Source organism: Geoalkalibacter sp. (assembly GCF_030604225.1).
Taxonomy (GTDB): Bacteria; Desulfobacterota; Desulfuromonadia; order Desulfuromonadales; family Geoalkalibacteraceae; genus Geoalkalibacter.
The window spans coordinates 1-17,142 of sequence record NZ_JAUVWH010000065.1; the positions used below are offsets into that span (position 1 = coordinate 1).

General features: G+C 66.9%; 12 protein-coding genes and 1 pseudogene. 7 read left to right on the top strand and 6 right to left on the bottom strand.

Annotated features, from left to right (window positions below; translation table 11 throughout):
• The 6 genes and pseudogenes from QAT43_RS08645 to QAT43_RS08675 form a co-directional block, all read right to left on the bottom strand.
• On the bottom strand, positions 1-844 hold an 844-nt coding region (locus QAT43_RS08645; protein WP_305042659.1), incomplete at its 3' end, for a circularly permuted type 2 ATP-grasp protein.
• 36 nt (positions 845-880) lie between these two features.
• Positions 881-4,258, bottom strand: a pseudogene (locus QAT43_RS08650) (transglutaminase family protein).
• 9 nt (positions 4,259-4,267) lie between these two features.
• Positions 4,268-5,248, bottom strand: a complete 981-nt coding sequence (locus QAT43_RS08660; RefSeq protein WP_305042660.1) for an alpha-E domain-containing protein — start codon at positions 5,246-5,248, stop codon at positions 4,268-4,270.
• Positions 5,242-6,705 carry a circularly permuted type 2 ATP-grasp protein gene (locus tag QAT43_RS08665; RefSeq protein ID WP_305042661.1) on the bottom strand — a complete coding sequence of 488 codons (1,464 nt, stop codon included), beginning with the start codon at positions 6,703-6,705 and terminating at the stop codon, positions 5,242-5,244. Before QAT43_RS08665 ends, QAT43_RS08660 begins: the two co-directional genes overlap by 7 nt.
• Before the next feature lie 39 nt (positions 6,706-6,744).
• Positions 6,745-9,537, bottom strand: coding sequence for a phosphoenolpyruvate carboxylase (locus QAT43_RS08670; protein WP_305042662.1), 2,793 nt, complete (start codon positions 9,535-9,537; stop codon positions 6,745-6,747).
• Positions 9,538-9,619: 82 nt separating this feature from the next.
• Complete coding sequence (locus QAT43_RS08675) at positions 9,620-9,913, bottom strand: hypothetical protein (RefSeq protein WP_305042663.1); 294 nt, start codon at positions 9,911-9,913, stop codon at positions 9,620-9,622.
• Positions 9,914-10,260: 347 nt separating this feature from the next.
• On the opposite strand from QAT43_RS08675, the gene QAT43_RS08680 reads away from it, so the two are divergent.
• The 7 genes from QAT43_RS08680 to QAT43_RS08710 are packed head-to-tail and all read left to right on the top strand — an operon-like array spanning position 10,261 to position 17,072.
• Complete coding sequence (locus QAT43_RS08680) at positions 10,261-11,658, top strand: cbb3-type cytochrome c oxidase subunit I (RefSeq protein ID WP_305042664.1); 1,398 nt, start codon at positions 10,261-10,263, stop codon at positions 11,656-11,658.
• A 16-nt stretch (positions 11,659-11,674) separates the two neighbouring features.
• On the top strand, positions 11,675-12,553 hold the full coding sequence (locus tag QAT43_RS08685; RefSeq protein WP_305042665.1) for a cbb3-type cytochrome c oxidase subunit II: 879 nt from the start codon (positions 11,675-11,677) through the stop codon (positions 12,551-12,553).
• On the top strand, positions 12,553-12,693 hold the full coding sequence (locus tag QAT43_RS08690) for a cbb3-type cytochrome c oxidase subunit 3 (RefSeq protein WP_305042666.1): 141 nt from the start codon (positions 12,553-12,555) through the stop codon (positions 12,691-12,693). Before QAT43_RS08685 ends, QAT43_RS08690 begins: the two co-directional genes overlap by 1 nt.
• A 35-nt stretch (positions 12,694-12,728) precedes the next feature.
• The gene (locus QAT43_RS08695) at positions 12,729-13,214 is read left to right on the top strand and encodes a c-type cytochrome (protein ID WP_305042667.1); all 486 of its coding nucleotides are present in this window, start codon (positions 12,729-12,731) and stop codon (positions 13,212-13,214) included.
• Positions 13,211-14,482 carry a 4Fe-4S dicluster domain-containing protein gene (locus tag QAT43_RS08700; protein ID WP_305042668.1) on the top strand — a complete coding sequence of 424 codons (1,272 nt, stop codon included), beginning with the start codon at positions 13,211-13,213 and terminating at the stop codon, positions 14,480-14,482. The genes QAT43_RS08695 and QAT43_RS08700 overlap by 4 nt, the downstream gene beginning before the upstream one ends.
• Complete coding sequence (locus QAT43_RS08705) at positions 14,479-14,652, top strand: hypothetical protein (RefSeq protein WP_305042669.1); 174 nt, start codon at positions 14,479-14,481, stop codon at positions 14,650-14,652. Before QAT43_RS08700 ends, QAT43_RS08705 begins: the two co-directional genes overlap by 4 nt.
• Positions 14,649-17,072 carry a heavy metal translocating P-type ATPase gene (locus QAT43_RS08710; RefSeq protein ID WP_305042670.1) on the top strand — a complete coding sequence of 808 codons (2,424 nt, stop codon included), beginning with the start codon at positions 14,649-14,651 and terminating at the stop codon, positions 17,070-17,072. The genes QAT43_RS08705 and QAT43_RS08710 overlap by 4 nt, the downstream gene beginning before the upstream one ends.
• The last annotated feature ends 70 nt before the right edge of the window (positions 17,073-17,142 follow it).

Here is a 17,142-nt window from a genome sequence, read left to right on the forward strand (position 1 = left end):
GATGCAGCCCTTCCAGGGACTTGAGCCAGACGCGCCCGTCGCGCACGCTCAGGTCGTCGCCCTGCACCAGGGTATAGCCGAGGTAGTCGGCGAGGTAGGCGTGCTCGAAATAGGTCTGGCTGTAGGGTCCGGGGGTCAGCAGCACCACCCGGGGATCGTCGCGGTTCTGCGGGGCGAGGGCCGCGAGGCGTTGGCGCATGATCTGAAAGAAACTCGCCAGGCGCTTGACGTGGCTGTTGCGGAACAGCACTGGCGCGATGCGCGTCATGACCATGCGGTTTTCCAGGGCGTAGCCGGCGCCCGAGGGCGACTGCGCCCGGTCGTCGAGCACCCACATGCGCCCGTCGGGACCGCGCACCAAATTGATGGCGCAAAACACCAGGGGCCGCCCAGCGAAGGCCGGCAGTCCCGCGCAGCAGCGCTGGAAGCCGCCGTGGCCGAAAATCAGCTCGGGCGGCAACAGGCCCTCGTGGAGCAGGCGTTGCGGACCGTAGAGGTCGGCGAGGATCAGGTTGAGCAGTTCGGTGCGCTGCACCAGACCCGCTTCGATCACCGCCCACTCCTCGGTGCTGATCAGCAGCGGCAGCGGATCAAGCTGCCAGGGCCGGGCAGAGCCGCGCGGCGCGTTGATGACATTGAAGGTCACGCCGTTCTCGCGCAGCAGGCGCTGTGCCTCGCGATGGCGCCGGATCAGCCCCTCGCTGCCGAGTTGCTCGATTTCCTGCGCGAGAATCCGCCAATGGGGCAGCAGCCGCCCTTCTTCGGCATGCATTTCGTCATAGCCGTCGAGGCGCGTCGCGTAGTGCTGGGCGATGGATGTCGGGAGCGAGGATTCGGGCCGCACGCTTGATCCTTGGCGTAGGGTGAGATGGCTCGCCGATTATAGTGCAGAGGCGCGACGTAAATCCACGGTGAAGGGAAATTCGTGGTTCGGCTCCTCCACGGGCGGGACCACCGCTCCCGGCGCTCCGGCCTCGGGCACGAAGGTGCCGCGCGCGCGCAGGTCGGGCGGCGCCACCACCGCTCCCGGAGTCGCGCCCAGATCCCAGAAGCGCGTGATGCGCCGCGCCTCGGCCTCGAAGGCATTGACGGGAAAGGTGTCGTAATTGCGCCCACCGGGATGGGCGACGTGATAGGTGCAGCCGCCGATGGCGCGCCCGCTCCAGGTGTCGACGATATTGAAAACCAGGGGCGAGTGGGGGCGGATGGTCGGATGCAGGGCCGAGGGCGGCTGCCAGGCACGGTAGCGCACCCCGACCAGATATTCGCCCTTGCACCCGGTGGCGCGCAGGCTGAGCCGCCGTCCGTTGCACAGCACCGCGTAGCGCCCGTCCGTCAGCCCCGTGATGCGCAACTGCAGGCGCTCCACGGAGGAATCGACGAAGCGCGCCGCGCCCTGGCTGCCCATTTCTTCGCCGAGCACGTGCCAAGGCTCGATGGCGAAACGCAGTTCGAGTTCCATGCCGTCGACCCACACCGAACCGAAATGGGGAAAACGAAACTCCAGGAACGGCTCGAACCATTGCAGATCAAAGGTATAGCCGGCGCGGTTGAGGTCCCCGACCACCTGGCGCAGATCCTCGCGGACGAAGTGCGGCAGCAGGAAGCGATCATGCAGTTCGGTGCCCCAGCGCACCAGGGGGTGGCGGTAGGGCCGGCGCCAGAACCAGGCGATGAGGGTGCGCAGCAGCAGGTTCTGCACCAGGCTCATGCGCGCATGGGGCGGCATCTCGAAGGCGCGCAGCTCCACCAGCCCCAGGCGCCCCGAGGGACTGTCGGGAGAATAGAGCTTGTCGATGCAGAACTCGGCGCGATGGGTGTTGCCGGTCATGTCCACCAGCAGGTTGCGCAGCAGGCGATCCACCAACCAGGGGGCGGGCGTTTCACCCTGCGGCATCTGCTGAAAGGCGATCTCGAGTTCGTAGAGGGCGTCGCCGCGCGCCTCGTCGACGCGCGGCGCCTGGCTGGTCGGACCGATGAACATCCCCGAGAACAGATAGGAGAGGCCGGGATGATGCTGCCAGTAGGTGATCAGGCTTTGCAGCAGGTCGGGGCGGCGCAGCACCGGGCTGTCGGCCGGGGTCGGCCCGCCGATGGTAATGTGATTGCCGCCGCCGGTGCCGCCATGGCGTCCGTCGAGCATGAACTTCTCGGTGCCCAGGCGACTCAGGCGCGCCTGCTCGTAGAGGATGGTGGTGTTTTCCACCAGGGCCCGCCAGCTGGCCGCCGGGTGGATGTTGACCTCGATGACGCCGGGATCGGGCGTGACCAGCAGCCGCTCCAGGCGCGCGTCGCGCGGCGGCTCATAACCCTCGAGGACCACCGGCAGCAAGAGTTCGGCGGCCGTCGCCTCCACCGCCGCCACCAGGGCGAGGTAATGCTCGAGAAATCCGAGGGGCGGCAGAAAGACATGCAGGCGTCCCTCGCGCGCCTCCACGCACAGGGCGGTGTGCGGCACATCCACCAGGGGTTGCCCCGGCGCATCGGCCAGAGGCCGGGCCTCCTGCCCCGCCGGTCCGGCGGCGGCCTCCTCGACCACCTGAAAGCGCCGGGCCACCTCGCCGTGATAGTCGGCCAAGGGCGCCTGGGGACTGAAGGGGTCGTGGACGGCGGGCAACTCGCGCTTGTCCGGCGCCGTCCAGGGCAGGGAATCCAGCGGCAGGCGCAAACCCATGGCTGAGCCGCCGGGGATCAGGTACATGCGGCCGCGGCGAAAGTCCCAGGGACCGCTGCGCCATCCTTGCTGAACGAAATCCCATTGCAGCGGCAGGACAAAGCCGCTCGGCACGTCCAAGCCGCGGTCCAGCAGCTGGGCGAGGTAGCGCCGCTCCAGATCATCCTTGAGATCGGCCTGGTGCGGATCGACGTTGAGGGGCAGGGTGCCCTCCTTCCAAAGGTAATAGAAGCAGTCCTCGAAGCCGGGCACCAGATATTTGCGGTTGACCCCCAGGGCGTCGGCCAGACGATGGGCGAAACGCCCGGCATGATCGAGGGTCAGGCCGTAGTCCTGGCTGATGTCGGCGAGCAGTTTGGGGTTGCGCCACACCGGCTGTCCGTCCTTGCGCCAGAAGCAGGCGTAGGACCAGCGCGGCAGAGGCTCGCCCGGATACCACTTGCCCTGGCCGAAGTACAGCATCCCGCCCGGTCCGAAGGCCTCGCGCAGGCGCCGCACCAGGGTATTGGCCAGCTGGCGCTTGTGGGGACCGTCGGCCCGCGTGTTCCATTCGGCGCCGTCCATGTCGTCGATGGAAACGAAAGTCGGCTCGCCGCCCAGGGTCAGGCGCACGTCCCCGGCGCGCAGCTCCGCGTCGACCTGCTCGCCGAGGGCGTCGATGCGCGCCCACTGCTCATCGCTGTACGGCTTGGTGACTCGGGGATCCTCGTGGATGCGGGACACGCGGTTGACGAAATGGAATTCCACCTCGCAGGGGTCGGTGGCGCCGGTGACCGGTGCGGCACTTGCCGGGTGGGGGGTACAGGCGAGGGGAATATGCCCCTCTCCGGCGAGCAGCCCCGAGGTCGGATCCAGGCCGACCCAGCCGGCGCCGGGAATGTAGACCTCGGCCCAGGCATGCAGATCGGTGAAATCGGCCTCCGGCCCGGAAGGCCCGTCGAGGGATTTTTCATCGGCGGTGAGCTGGATCAGGTAGCCCGACACGAAACGCGCCGCCAGCCCCAGATGGCGCAGGATCTGCACCAGCAGCCAGGCGGAATCGCGGCACGAGCCCACCGCTTGGCCCAGGGTTTCCTCGCAGGTCTGCACGCCCGGTTCCATGCGCACCGAATAGCGCACCCGCTCCCACACCCGGCGGTTGAGGTCCACCAGATAATCGACGGTGCCCAACTCCTCGCGCGGCAACTCGTCGAGATACCGGCGCAGCAAAGGGCCCTCCTCGGCGATCTCGAAGTAGGGCGTGAGTTCCTTGTGCAACCGTTCCTCATAGGTGAAGGGGAAGGTCTGAGCGTAATCCTCGATGAAAAAGTCGAAGGGGTTGATGACGGTCATGTCCGCCACCACCTCGACTTCGATTTTCAGCTCCCGGCAGGGCTTGGGAAACACCAGCCGCGCCAGGTAGTTGCCGAAGGGATCCTGCTGCCAGTTGAGAAAATGCTCCTAGGGGTGGATGCGCAGGGTGTAGGCGCGGATCGGCGTGCGCGAATGGGGTGCCGGCCGCAGGCGCAGCACGTGCGGCGAGAGGCTGACGAGGCGATCGAACTGGTAATGGGTCGTATGGTTGCAGCAGACACGAATGGCCATGGCTTATCGCTACTCCGTCGGTTGAGAAGGCGCGGCCGCGGGGGCCAGGGGCAGGGCGAAGAAGGTTTCGTGGATGGTGCTGCCGATGTGGTTGAGGCGCGTCTGCAGACTGTCGATGAACTCATGCAGGCCGTACATCTTGATTTCCTCGAGCTGGGTATAGTCGAAATCGGCGAGCAGGCGCCCCAGGGCCTTTTCCGCCGGATTGGTGAACAGCCCGCGCTTGGTGCCGGAGATGTTGCGCAGGGCCTGCTCGGCGGTGATCAGGCAGTGGTGGATGGCGCGGGGAAACTCCGTATCGAGGAGCAGGAATTCGATGATCTGATCGGGAGCGATCTGCCCGTAGCGCTTGCGATACATCTCGAAGGCGCTGGCCGAGCGCAGGATCGCCGCCCATTGGATGTGGTCGTAGGGCATGCCGACATACTCGACGGAGGGCAGCAGGATGAAATACTTGACGTCGATGATGCGCGCTGTCTTGTCGGCGCGCTCCAGCATGCGCCCGAGTCGCGCGAACTCCCAGCCCTCGCCGTGGGTCATGGTGTTTTCCGAAAGGCCGACGAACAGGTGACTGGCGAGCATGATCTCGACGAAGAATTCGTGGGGCAGCTCGATGGAGCCGTCGCGGCGCGACGCGTCCTTGAGCATCAGGTAGAAACTGTTGACCTGCTGCCACATGTCGGAGCTGATCCATTCGCGTACCGAGCGCGCGTTCTCCCGCGCCGCCTGGAGGCAGGAGAGGATCGAATTGGGGTTGCGCGGATCGAAGGTGAGAAACTTCACGACGTTTTCCCGGGTGAACTCCGCGTAGAGCTCCTTGAACCGCTCCTCGTCGCCGGTGGTGACCACCAGCGGCTCCCACTGCTCGTCGACGCCCGAGGGCAAGTCGAGGATCATGTGGTAATTGGCGTCCATGATGCGCGCCACGTTCTCGGCGCGCTCGATGTAGCGCGCCATCCAATAGATCGACTCACCCACCCGGCTCAGCATGGGGCACCTCCCTGTCCTTGACCGCCGCCCGCCACCACCCAGGTGTCCTTGCTGCCGCCGCCCTGGCTCGAATTGACTACCAGGGAGCCGCGCTTGAGGGCGACGCGGGTGAGGCCGCCGGGCATGACGTAGATGTCCTTGCCATAAAGAATGTAGGGGCGCAGATCCACATGGCGGCCCTCGAAATGATCGTCGATGAGGGTCGGCACCCGCGAGAGGGACAGGGTCGGCTGGGCGATGAAGTTGCGCGGGTCGGCCTTGACCTGGTCCGCGTAGGCGGCACGCTCCTCGGCCGTGGCATGAGGACCGACCAGCATACCGTAGCCGCCCGACTCGCCGACCTTCTTCACCACCAGCTTGTCGAGATTGGCCAGCACGTGCCGCAGATCCTTTTCCCGCCGGCACAGGAAGGTTTCCACGTTGTCGAGGATGGGATCCTCATCGAGATAGTAGCGGATCATGGCCGGCACGTAGGCGTAGACGGCCTTGTCGTCGGCCACCCCGGTGCCGGGGGCGTTGGCCAGGGCCAGATTCCCGGCGCGATAGGCGCGCATCAGGCCGGGCACGCCGAGCATGGAATCGGCGCGAAACACCTCGGGATCGATGAAATCGTCATCGATGCGCCGATAGAGCACATCGACGGGCTTGAGCCCGCTGGTGGTACGCATCATCACCCGGTCGTCGACGCACACCAGGTCGCGCCCCTCGACCAGTTCGATGCCCATTTGCTGCGCCAGGAAGCTGTGCTCGAAATAGGCCGAGTTGTAAATACCGGGCGTCCAGACCGCCACCACCGGCTTGGCGCCGTGCCGCGAGGCGAGATTCTGCAAGAGCGTCAGCAGCCGGTTGGGGTAGTCGGCCACGGGCAGGACGCGAGCGGCATCGAAGGCGCGGGGAAAGCTGCGCTTCATCACCACGCGGTTCTCCAGTACGTAGGAGACGCCCGAGGGACAGCGCAGATTGTCCTCAAGCACATAAAACCGGCCGTCGCCGCCGCGCACCAGATCGGTGCCGGTGATGTGGCACCAGACGCCGCCGGGCGGATCGAGGCCGAGGCACTCCCGGCGAAAGCCGCTCGCGGAGTGGATCAGTTCCGCGGGAATCAGGCCGTCCTTGACGATTTTCTGCCCGTGATAGACGTCGTCGATGAACAGATTGAGGGCCTGGACGCGCTGCTTGAGCCCGGCCTCGATGCCCACCCATTCGCCGTGGGGAATGATGCGCGGCACGATGTCGAAGGGAAAGATCCGTTCGGTGCCCTGTTCGTCGCCATAGACGCTGAAGGTGATGCCCATCTTGAGCAGGGCTTTTTCCGCCGCCTGCTGCCGGGTGCGCAGTTCGTCCAGGGAGAGTTCGCTGAAGCGGTTGACCACCGCCTCGTTGCCCGGGCGCGGCCGCCCCTCGGCGTCGAACATCTCATCATAAAAGCCACCCGTATCGTAATCGTCAAAACGCATCGCAGCGCCTCCCTGAAGGTTTTCCAAATAAAGCGGGCCCTACCCCGTGTTGCGCAAACCCGAGGCGATGCCGTTGATGGTCGCCGCCAGCACGTAATTGAGCTCCTCGCTCTCCTCGCCGCGCCGCTTGCGCCGCAGCAGCTCGACCTGCACCAAGCTCAAGGGATCGACGTAGGGATTGCGCAGGCGCAGGCTGCGCGCCATGTCGGGATTGCGCTCAAGGAGCTCCTGCTGGCCCGTCACCACAAGGATCAGGTTTCGGGTGCGCCGAAATTCCGCGACGAACAGATCGAACACCCGGGCGCGCAGGGCCTCATCGCTCACCAGTCCGGCGTAGAGGCGCGCCAGGGGCAGATCGACCTTGGCCAGGGTCACCTCGACGTTGCGCACCAGGTCGCGAAAGATGGGAAAGCCGCGCATCATCGCCTGCACCAGCTCCAACCCGCCCGCGTGCTTCTCGACGAAGGTCTGGAGAGCCCAGCCGACGCCGAACCAGCCGGGGAGCATGTGGCGGCTCTGAATCCAGCCGAAGCCCCAGGGAATGGCGCGCAGGTCATCGAGGCTGCGGCTCTGGCTGCGCCGCGCCGGGCGCGAGCCGATCTTGGCCAGATCGAACTCGCGCACCGGCGTGGCCTGCTCGAAGTAGGGCAGGATGTCGGGGTTGTCGAAGATGTTCTCCCGGTAGTAGGCGAAGGCCGCGTCGGACATTTCCTCCATGGCCGCCACCCAGGCGTCCTCGGGATGGGGATTGACCAGCCCCGGGCGGGCCAGGGCCTCCAGGGAGGCGGCCACCATCAGCTCCAGATTGCGCAGGGCCAGGGAGGCGTCGGCGTACTTGAAATTGATCACCTCGCCCTGCTCGGTGATCTTGAGGCAGCCCGCGAAGGCGTCGGCGGGCTGGGAAATGATGGCGCGGTGGGTGGGGCTGCCGCCGCGATTCACCGTGCCGCCGCGTCCGTGGAACAGGTGCAGGCGCACGCCGCACTCGGAGGCGACGCGGTGCAGGTCGCGATGGGCCTTGAAGATCTCCCAGGTGCTGGTGAGCATGCCGCCGTCCTTGTTGGAATCGGAATAGCCGAGCATGACTTCCTGCCGGCGCCCCCAGGAATCGAGCAGCGGCTGGTAGGCGGGCGCGCTCCACAGCCGCCGGCAGATGACGGGCGCGTTGCGCAGATCTTGAATGGATTCAAAGAGCGGCACCGGCATCAGTCCGGGATCGCCGCTTGCCCCATCGCCTTTCACCGCAATGCCGGCGACGCCGGCCAACCACACCACATTGAGCAGATCCTCGACGCAGGTGGTGCCGCTGATGATGTAGGTGCGGATGGCCTGGGGCGGAAATTCCCCCTTGAGTGCCGCAAGGGTCTTGAGGGTGTCGAGCAGCTCGATGGTGGCGGCGGAAGGCGCCGGGGGCAATGCCCCGTCCAGGGGGTCTCCGCCGTCCTGCATGGCGCCAAGTTCGGCCACCGCCACGGCGTGCACGCGGGCATGCTGACGGATATCGAGGGTGTGCAGGTGAAACCCGAAGGTGTCGAGGCGACGCAGCACCGGATCGACATAGCCGCGCGCCAGGCGCTCGCCGCCGTGGGCGGCAAGACTGCGGCGCACCAGACGCAGCTCCGCCGCCAGGCTCTCGGCGTCGGGATAGGCGTGGGGATGGCGCGCATCGCGCAGGGTGAGCTTGAGGCGATACAGGGCAATGCGCAAATACTTGCGGTAATGCTCGCAATCGGGGTAGGCCTGGGTCGTGGCGGCGGCCTCGGGAAAGGCCCCCCGCGCACGCTCCAGGGCCGCGACCAGTTCCTCGCTCACCCCCACCCGGCAGGAGGAGGGCGTCAACAGCTCACGCAATTCCTCGAGATTGTCCAGATACACGCCGAGAATGGTCTCGCGCGCACGCTCCAGGGCGAGACGGGTAGCCTGAGGGGTGACGAAGGGGTTGCCGTCGCGGTCGCCGCCGATCCACGAACCGAAGCGCACCACCGTGGGCAGGTCCGCCGCCGGCAGGGCGTCCCCGAAGGCCTCGCGGAAGTCCTCGGCCAGATCGCGATAGAACTCGGGCAGGGGGTCGATGAGGGAGCCGCGATAGTGATCGAGGCCCATGCGGATCTCGTCGGCCACCGTCGGCTGGCGGCGGCGAACCTCGTCGGTCTGCCACAGGGCGTCGATTTCCGTGAGGATGTCGTCCCGGTGGCGGGCCGCCGCGCTGCCGGTCAGGGGCAGGCGGTCGAGCTGCTCCAGAATGCGGTCGATGCGCCGGCGCTTGTAGCGCACCACGCGCCGCGCGACCTCGGTGGGATGGGCGGTAAACACCGGCACCACGCAAATGCGCGCCAGCCAGTCCAGGGTCGCCGCGGCATCGTGGCCGGCGTCCTTCATGCGCCGCAGGGTACCGAGCATGGACCCGGGCTTGTCCTCCGCCCGCAGCCGCGCCGCGCGCCGCCGGCGCTTGCGGTGATTGGTCTCGGCGAGATTGGTGAGCTCGAAAAAAGTGGCGAAGGCCTTGACGATCTGATGGGCGTCCTGCAGGGACAAGCCGGCGATCAGCGCCTGGGCCTCGCCTTCAAGCTGCCGCTCCTCGGCGCAGCCCAGGGCGATGTCGGCGCCGAGTGCCCCAAGCTCGCGATGACGGATGGCGCCCTGGCGCAGGAATTCCTCCGCCGCGAAAATGCGCTCGCCGGCCTGCTCGCGCAGCACCACGCCGAGCAGCTTTCCCAGGCAGCGCACGTCGCGGCGCAGGGGCAGTTCCTTGCCCTCGGGATGCTCCGTCATCAGCTCATCGAGGCGCTCGGCCTGATTGTCCACGCTCCAGAAGGTTTCCGCTTTTTCCATATTCACCCCGCACCGGCAAAATAACGTTCTGAGTATCCATGAAGCTTAAGGGCTGGCCGGGGATATGCAAGCCCGCCGCCGCTCAGGGCTTGGGAAACAGACCGCTCACCGCCTCCACGAGGATGTCGAAAGCCTGCTCGCGACTCAGATCCTTGGGCAGCCAGCGCACCAGGACTTCCTCAAGCTCGTTGAGCACGTTGCCGTCGCGGCAGTCGTAGACGTCCATCACCGCCTCGAGCAGGGGAATCACCTCGAACAGGTCATCGGGATCAAAGGGGCGCGCGTCGGGCTTGCCGGTGAATTTGGGGCTGTGCTTGTTGGCGTGGTTCTTCGGATAACGATAGAAAAGATCCGAGGGCTTGATCTGAATACCCATGGGTTCGCGCCTCCTGTTTGGCGCCGACCGAGCAGCGCGCGGCGCGTGCTGGCGACGGGAGAATTCCCTGCTAAACTTGGTGCGGTTTGTTTTCCCCGATGCAATGCAAAAGGCTCTCCAGCTCCCAGAGCGCGGCTCTCCGCGGGATTTGCGGATGCGGCTGACGCGGAAAGAATCAGCGACCCATGTCCCTGCCCAAAAAACAAGCAATCCTTCGTCCCGCCAGCCCTTCGCCGGGCTTTCGGGCAGGGAACAAAAAAATATGACCAAATCGGTTGCATTTCCAATGGGCGTCAGTATAATCGAGCAGATTTTTTAACATCCCCCCTCTGCGGGCAGGAGGAACCATGGACGCACCCCATTACAACCTCGGCATCGTGCGCAGTTTCATCCACTGGAGCATTCTCTGGGGCGTGGTGGCCATCCTGGTGGGAATTCTTATTTCCTTCCAGCTGGTCAACCCCGATCTCAACTTTCCGCCCTACCTGACCTACGGGCGCCTGCGCCCCCTGCACACCAACGCGGGGATCTTCGGCTGGGCCATCGGCAGCTTCTTCGCCCTGTATCTCTACATGGTGCAGCGGCTGTGCCGCCGCCCCCTGTGGAGCGACGGCCTGGCGCGCTTTCAGCTCTATCTGTTCAACTTCACCATCATCGTCGCCGCCGTCACCCTGCTGCTGGGCTTCACCCAGTCCAAGGAGTACCACGAACTGGAATGGCCGGTGGATCTGCTGGTGGTGGTGCTCTGGGTGGTCTTTTCCGTCAACATCCTCATGACCATCTTCAAGCGCAAGGAACAGCAGATGTACGTCTCGCTGTGGTTCATGGCGGCCTCGCTGATCGGGGTGGCGGTGCTCTACCTGGTGAACTCGGCGGCGGTGCCCGTGTCGCTGTTCAAATCCTATTCGGCCTACGCCGGCACCAACGACGCCAACGTGCAGTGGTGGTACGGGCACAATGCCGTGGCCATGGTGCTCACCGCGCCGCCCCTGGCGGTGTTCTACTATTTCCTGCCCAAGTCGACGGGGGTGCCGATCTTCAGTCATCGCCTCTCCATCGTGGCCTTCTGGAGCCTGATCTTCATGTACCTGTGGACCGGCGCCCACCACCTGCTGTGGACGCCGGTGCCCGACTGGGTGCAGACCCTGGCCATGGCCTTTTCCATCATGCTCATCGCGCCGTCCTGGGGCTCGGTGGTCAACGGCTACCTGTCCATGAACGGCCAATGGCACCAGATGCGCGAGAACTACCTGGTCAAGTTCCTGATCCTCGGCATCACCTTCTACGGCCTGCAGACCTTGCAGGGCCCACTGCAGGCGGTGCGGTCCTTCTCGGCCTTCATCCACTACACCGAATGGGTGCCCGGCCACGTGCACATGGGGGCGCTGGGCTGGGTGTCGCTGGTCCTGTTCGCCGCCTTCTACTACCTGGCGCCGCGCATCTACAACCGCGAGCTCTACAGCATTCCCCTGGCCAACCTGCATTTCTGGCTGGTGCTCATCGGCCAGCTGATCTACTCGGTGAGCCTGTGGATCGCGGGGGTGCAGCAGGCGGGCATGTGGCACGCCATCAGCCCCGACGGCAGCCTGACCTATTCCTTCATGGAATCCCTCGTCGAGATGTATCCCTATTACTGGGCGCGGGCCTTCAGCGGCCTGATCTATCTCGCCGGCGTGGCGATCTTCGTCTACAACCTGGCCATGACCGCGCGCCGCGGCAAGCCCCTCATGCCGGCCGCCGCCTGAGAAAGGAGGAGATGCCATGTCGTCACCAGCCTGGGAAAACAAACCGGTTCTCTTCCTGCTGCTTGCCACCGCGGCCATTCTCGTCGGCACCATCGTCACCATGGTGCTGCCCTTCGCCTGGGTCAACACCGAGGCGGACCGCATTGAGGGCGTGACCCCCTACAACCCCCTGGAACTTGCGGGACGCGACGTCTATATCCGCGAGGGCTGCAACAACTGCCACACCCAGACGGTGCGGCCCCTGGTCGCCGAAGTGCTGCGCTACGGCGAGTATTCACGCTCGGGCGAGTTCGTGCACGACCGCCCGCACCTCTGGGGTTCGCGCCGCACCGGCCCCGATCTCGCGCGCATCGGCGGCAAGTATCCCGATGCCTGGCATTACCAGCACATGGCGGTGCCGACCTCCATCGTGCCGCGCTCCAACATGCCGGCCTACGCCTTTCTCAGCGACCGCGGCATCGATCCCGAATACACGCGACGCAAAATGGATGTGCTGCGTTTTCCCTATGAGGTCGAGCAGATCGCCGGGCTGCGCGGCAAGACGGAGATGGATGCCATCGTCGCCTACATGCAGAAGCTCGGCCGCGACCTTCCCGTGCAGCGGACGGCGCAGCCCGTCACGCCGCCGGCCATCGCCGAAAATCCCTTCCGCAACGACGCGGCCGCCGTCGCCGAGGGCGGCGCCCTCTACGCCCAGCATTGCGCCGGCTGCCACGGGGCCAGCCTGGAAGGCGGCATCGGCCCCGCCCTCAGCCCTTCGGGGTTTGACGAGGACATGCTCTTCGAGGTGATCTACGGCGGCCTGCCCGAAGGCGGCATGCCCGCCTATGCTTCCCTGGGCAGCGCGCGGGTGTGGAAGATGGTCAATTTCATCCTGGCGCCGCGAGGCATCTGATGGGCTGGCGGGAATTCCTCTATCTGGCCGTGCCGGCCGGGATGTTCGCCCTGCTGGTGGGGGTGGTGGTTTACGTGTGCGGCCGCAAGCGACGCGACCGGCTGGAGAGCCCCAAGCATCGCATGCTGGATGAGGACTAAGGCATTTTCCTTCATCGACTCGGGAGGTCGACCCCATGCTGGACAAACATCAACACAAGCATGCCGTGCGTGATTTCGACGGCGTCATCGAGATCCGCTCCAATCCGGTGCCCCGCTACTATGCCTGGCTGTTCTACGGCCTGGTGATCTGGGGGGTGCTGTTCATGGCCTATTACCTGTTGAGCGGCTGGAGTTCGGAAGGCGAATTCGCGGAGAAAATGAGCGCCCACCAGGAACGCGGCGCCGCCCAGGTCCCCGCCTCGGCCCCCCTGGTCGACGCGCAGGAACTGCGCGCCGAGGCGGCCAAGCTCTACGGCCGGCACTGCGCGGCCTGCCACGGAGAAGCGGGGGGCGGCGGCATCGGCCCGGCTCTCAATGCCCAGGAATACCAGTACGGTCGCGAACGCGCGAAGGTCATCGAGAGTATCGCGCAGGGCCGTCCCGGCGGCATGCCGGCCTATGCCAACCAGTTTTCCGCGACCCAGATCGAGGCCCTGGCCGATTATCTGCTGAGTCTGTGAGGAAAGCGGACAGGACGGGCGGCCGGCTCGGACCCTGGCGCCGGAGCTTTCAGTGGGCCACCAGCCTGCTGGTGCTGGGCATCCCCTTCGTGCGGATCGGCGGGGACAGCCTGCTGCGTCTCGACCCGCCGAGCCTGACCCTGTATCTGGGCGGACGGGCGCTGCCCATCGAGGAGCTCTATCTGTTTCTGCTCCTCGGCATCGCCCTGATCCTGCTGTTTTTGCTGGTGACCCTGGCCTTCGGCCGCGCCTGGTGCGGCTGGGCCTGTCCCCAGACCACCCTGAGCGATCTGACCGAAGGGTTCCGCGCGCGCATCGGCCTCGGGGCGGGCGCCGAGACCAAGGCGGCGAACCTCTGGCGCCGGGGCGTGTTCCATCTGTTCTGCCTGGCCCTGGCCCTGCTCACCGCCGCCAATCTGGTGTGGTATTTTCTCTCGCCCTACGAGTTTTTCGCGCGCCTGGCGCAGGGTCGCTTGGGTATGGCGGCGGGTCTGACCCTGGCGGTGACGGCGGCTCTGGTCTACCTCGACCTTGCCTGGGTGCGGCGGTTGCTGTGCCGGGAATTCTGCCCCTATGGCCGATTCCAGAGCGCCCTGGTCGATCCGGGCACCCTGACCCTGCGCTTTCACCCCGACGAGGCGTCGCGCTGCATCCGCTGCGGCGCCTGCGTGCGCGCCTGCCCCATGGACATCGACATCCGCCGCGGCGATCAGATCGAATGCATCAACTGCGGCCGCTGTCTCGACGCCTGCCGCGACGTCATGGCCCGGCGCGGGCAGGCCGGCATCATCCGTTACACCTTCGGCCTGAGCGGCCGAGGCGCGGCGGCGCTGCTCAACCCGCGCATGCTGCTGGTGACCACCGCCTTCGTCGCCATCTGCGCCATCTTCGCCGCGACCCTGCTGCTACGCACCAGCCTGACCCTCAAGCTGGGCCGGCCGACGGGGCTGGTGGCACGGCCCTTGGACGACGGCCAGACGCTTAACTTTTTTCTCGCCGTGGTCGCCAACCGCGGTTCCGCGCCCCTGGAGGTCGGCCTGCGCGCCAGGGCGCCCGACGGCAGCCCGCTGCGGGTGCTGGGACCGGTGGCGGAGATCCATCTGGCGCCGCGCGAACGCCGCAGACTGGACTTCGCCGTGGTTTCGCCCAACAGCCTGGGGGCCGGCGAAATCCTGCTCACACTAGAGAGTCCGCAAGGACAAACCCTGGTGAGCGGCCAGGCCCGCCTGGCCGCCCCTCTCGACGCAAAGGACAAGGGCACGCCATGACACCCAAGCACCGCCGCTCCCTGTGGCCCTGGGGCCTGATCCTGCTGTTTCTGGCTTTTTTCGGATTTTCCGGCTGGTCCATTCACACCGCCGGATCCCGGGTCAGCCCGGTGATCGAGGGCTACGGCCAGACCGAACCGCCGACGCGCAGCCTCAACCAACCGCAATGAACACCGCTCTCACCTGCGCGCACTGCGGCCTGACCATGAGTGCCGCCGAACGCATCGCCGCGCGCATCGGCGACCTGGATCTGGATTTCTGCTGCCGCGGTTGCCAGGGCGCCTACATCCTGCTCAAGGAAGCCGGGCTGGAGGATTTCTACCGCCGCCGCGAGGGAGAATCCGGCCTGCCCGAGGGCGCCTACGAAAACGCCTACGGCGAGGCCTACCTGCAATCCTTCGTGCGCCAGGTCGAGGGCGAGGCGCGCCTCACCTTCGTCGTCGACGGCATCCGCTGCGCCGCCTGCGTGTGGGTGGTGGAAAAATTCCTCGGCCGCTGCGCGGGGGTTCGCGAGGCGCGCCTCAATTACGGCACCCACCGCGCGCAGGTGCGCTTTGATCCGGCGCGCATCAGCGCTGCGCAAATTTTCGCCGCCGTGACCCGCATCGGCTATCTGCCCCGCCCCCTCGGCGAGGACCAGGGCGAGCGCCGCGCCGAGCAGGAACGCCGCTCCCTGCTGATCCGCTTCGGTACCGCCTTGTTTCTCTCCATGCAGCTCATGGGCTATTCCCTGGCCCTCTACGCCGGCTATTTCCAGGGCATGGACGCCCAGGCCAAGCAACTCTTCCACTATTTCGCCGCCGCCGTTTCCACCCCCGTGGTGTTCTACTCGGGCGCGCCCTTTCTGCAAAGCGGCTGGCGCAGCCTGCGCAACGGCGCGCCCGGCATGGACCTGCTCATCGCCCTGGGGGTGCTTGCCGCCTACGGCAAGAGTCTCTACGCCACCTTTGCCGGAGGCGAGGTCTATTTCGACACGGCGGTGATGATCGTTACCCTGATTCTTGCCGGGCGGCTCTTCGAGGGCGCCGCCCGGCGCCGCGCCGCCGCCGGCATCGATCTGCTGCTGCGCCTGGCGCCGCAGACGGCGCGCCGCCTGCGCGGCGCGGCGCCCGAGGACGTGGCCGTGGGGCAACTGGTGGCGGGAGATCTGCTGGAAGTGCGCCCCGGCGAGCGCTTCGCCGTGGATGGCGAGTTGGTGGGCGGCGAAACCGAGGTGGACGAGGCCGCGGTCAACGGCGAACCCCTGCCGGTGTGGCGCAGGCCCGGCGACCGGGTGGCGGCGGGCACCCTCAATCTGAGCGCCCTGGTGCGGGTGCGGGCCACGGCGGCCGCCGCCGATTCCTTCATCGCCCGCGTCGCCCGCCTGGTGGAGGAGGCGCAATTGCGCCGCGCCCCCATCCAGAGCTTGGCGGATCGCATCTGCGCCTGGTTCGTTCCGGCGGTGATCCTCATCGCCCTGGGCACTTGGCTGTTCTGGCAGTGGCGCGCTTCCGGCGAGGTGTCGCCCCTGCTCTCGGCCATCGCCGTGCTGGTCATCGCCTGCCCCTGCGCCCTGGGACTGGCCACGCCCACCGCCGTGCTGGTGGCCACGGGCGCGGCGGCGCGGCGCGGCATCCTGTTTCGCGGCGGAGACGTCCTCGAAGCCGCCGGACGCCTGACCCTGGCCGCCTTCGACAAAACCGGCACCCTGACCCTGGGCCGCCCACGGGTCGTCGCCCTCCATCCGGCCCTGGGCAGCGCGGATGAGTTACTGGCCTTGGCCGCGCGGGCCGAAAGCGGCTCCACCCATCCCCTGGCCCAGGCGGTGGTGGCGGAAGCGCGCCGGCGCGGCCTTGACGCCCACCCGGCCCAGGAGGTGCGCACCCTGCCGGGACGCGGCCTGGAAGCGCCCCTCGACCAGGGCCTGCTGCGCCTGGGCAGCCGCGCTTATCTGCGGGACGCGGGGATCAGCGTGCCGGAAACCCGCGCGCATCAGGGCGCGACGGAGATCCACGTCGCCCTGGATGGCGTCTATCGCGGGCTGATCCTGCTGGAAGACCAACCCCGGTCGGAGGCCGCCGCCTGCCTGAAGCGCCTCGCTGAGCAGGGTCTTGGCGCCGTGCTGCTGACCGGCGACACACCGGACGCCGCCCGCCGCCTGGCCGAGGCCCTGCCCCTGACCCAGGCGCATGGGGGTTTGAGTCCCGCCGGCAAGGCCGCCTGGATCGACGCCGCGCGCGCCCAAGGCCAGCGGGTGCTGATGGTGGGCGACGGCATCAACGACGCCCCGGCCCTGGCCGCCGCCCAGGTGGGCTGCGCCATGGCCGGCGGCACGGATATCGCCCTGGAGAGCTCCGATCTGGTGCTGACCTGCCCCGATCTCGGGCGCCTGGTCGAGGCCCTGGAGCTGGCGCGGCGCGCCCTGCGCATCATCCGCCAGAATCTGTTCTGGGCCTTTGCCTACAATCTGCTGGCCCTGCCACTCGCGGCCCTGGGACAACTCGCACCGATTCACGCGGCGGCGGCCATGGCCCTGAGTTCGGTGTGCGTGGTCGGCAACTCCCTGCGCCTGAGCCGTCTCCCCGCCCCGAAGAGCCGCACGCGATGCTGAAATCCACCCTGATTCTCATTCTGCTGTCCTTCTTTGTCGGCGCCGGCGTCTGGCTGGTGTTCATCTGGGC

Coding starts and splice junctions, on each gene's coding strand:
- QAT43_RS08660 (WP_305042660.1), bottom strand. CDS start 5,248: ATGCTGAGCCGGGTGGGTGAGTCGATCTATTGGATGGCGCGCTACATC.
- QAT43_RS08665 (WP_305042661.1), bottom strand. CDS start 6,705: ATGCGTTTTGACGATTACGATACGGGTGGCTTTTATGATGAGATGTTC.
- QAT43_RS08670 (WP_305042662.1), bottom strand. CDS start 9,537: ATGGAAAAAGCGGAAACCTTCTGGAGCGTGGACAATCAGGCCGAGCGC.
- QAT43_RS08675 (WP_305042663.1), bottom strand. CDS start 9,913: ATGGGTATTCAGATCAAGCCCTCGGATCTTTTCTATCGTTATCCGAAG.
- QAT43_RS08680 (WP_305042664.1), top strand. CDS start 10,261: ATGGACGCACCCCATTACAACCTCGGCATCGTGCGCAGTTTCATCCAC.
- QAT43_RS08685 (WP_305042665.1), top strand. CDS start 11,675: ATGTCGTCACCAGCCTGGGAAAACAAACCGGTTCTCTTCCTGCTGCTT.
- QAT43_RS08690 (WP_305042666.1), top strand. CDS start 12,553: ATGGGCTGGCGGGAATTCCTCTATCTGGCCGTGCCGGCCGGGATGTTC.
- QAT43_RS08695 (WP_305042667.1), top strand. CDS start 12,729: ATGCTGGACAAACATCAACACAAGCATGCCGTGCGTGATTTCGACGGC.
- QAT43_RS08705 (WP_305042669.1), top strand. CDS start 14,479: ATGACACCCAAGCACCGCCGCTCCCTGTGGCCCTGGGGCCTGATCCTG.
- QAT43_RS08710 (WP_305042670.1), top strand. CDS start 14,649: ATGAACACCGCTCTCACCTGCGCGCACTGCGGCCTGACCATGAGTGCC.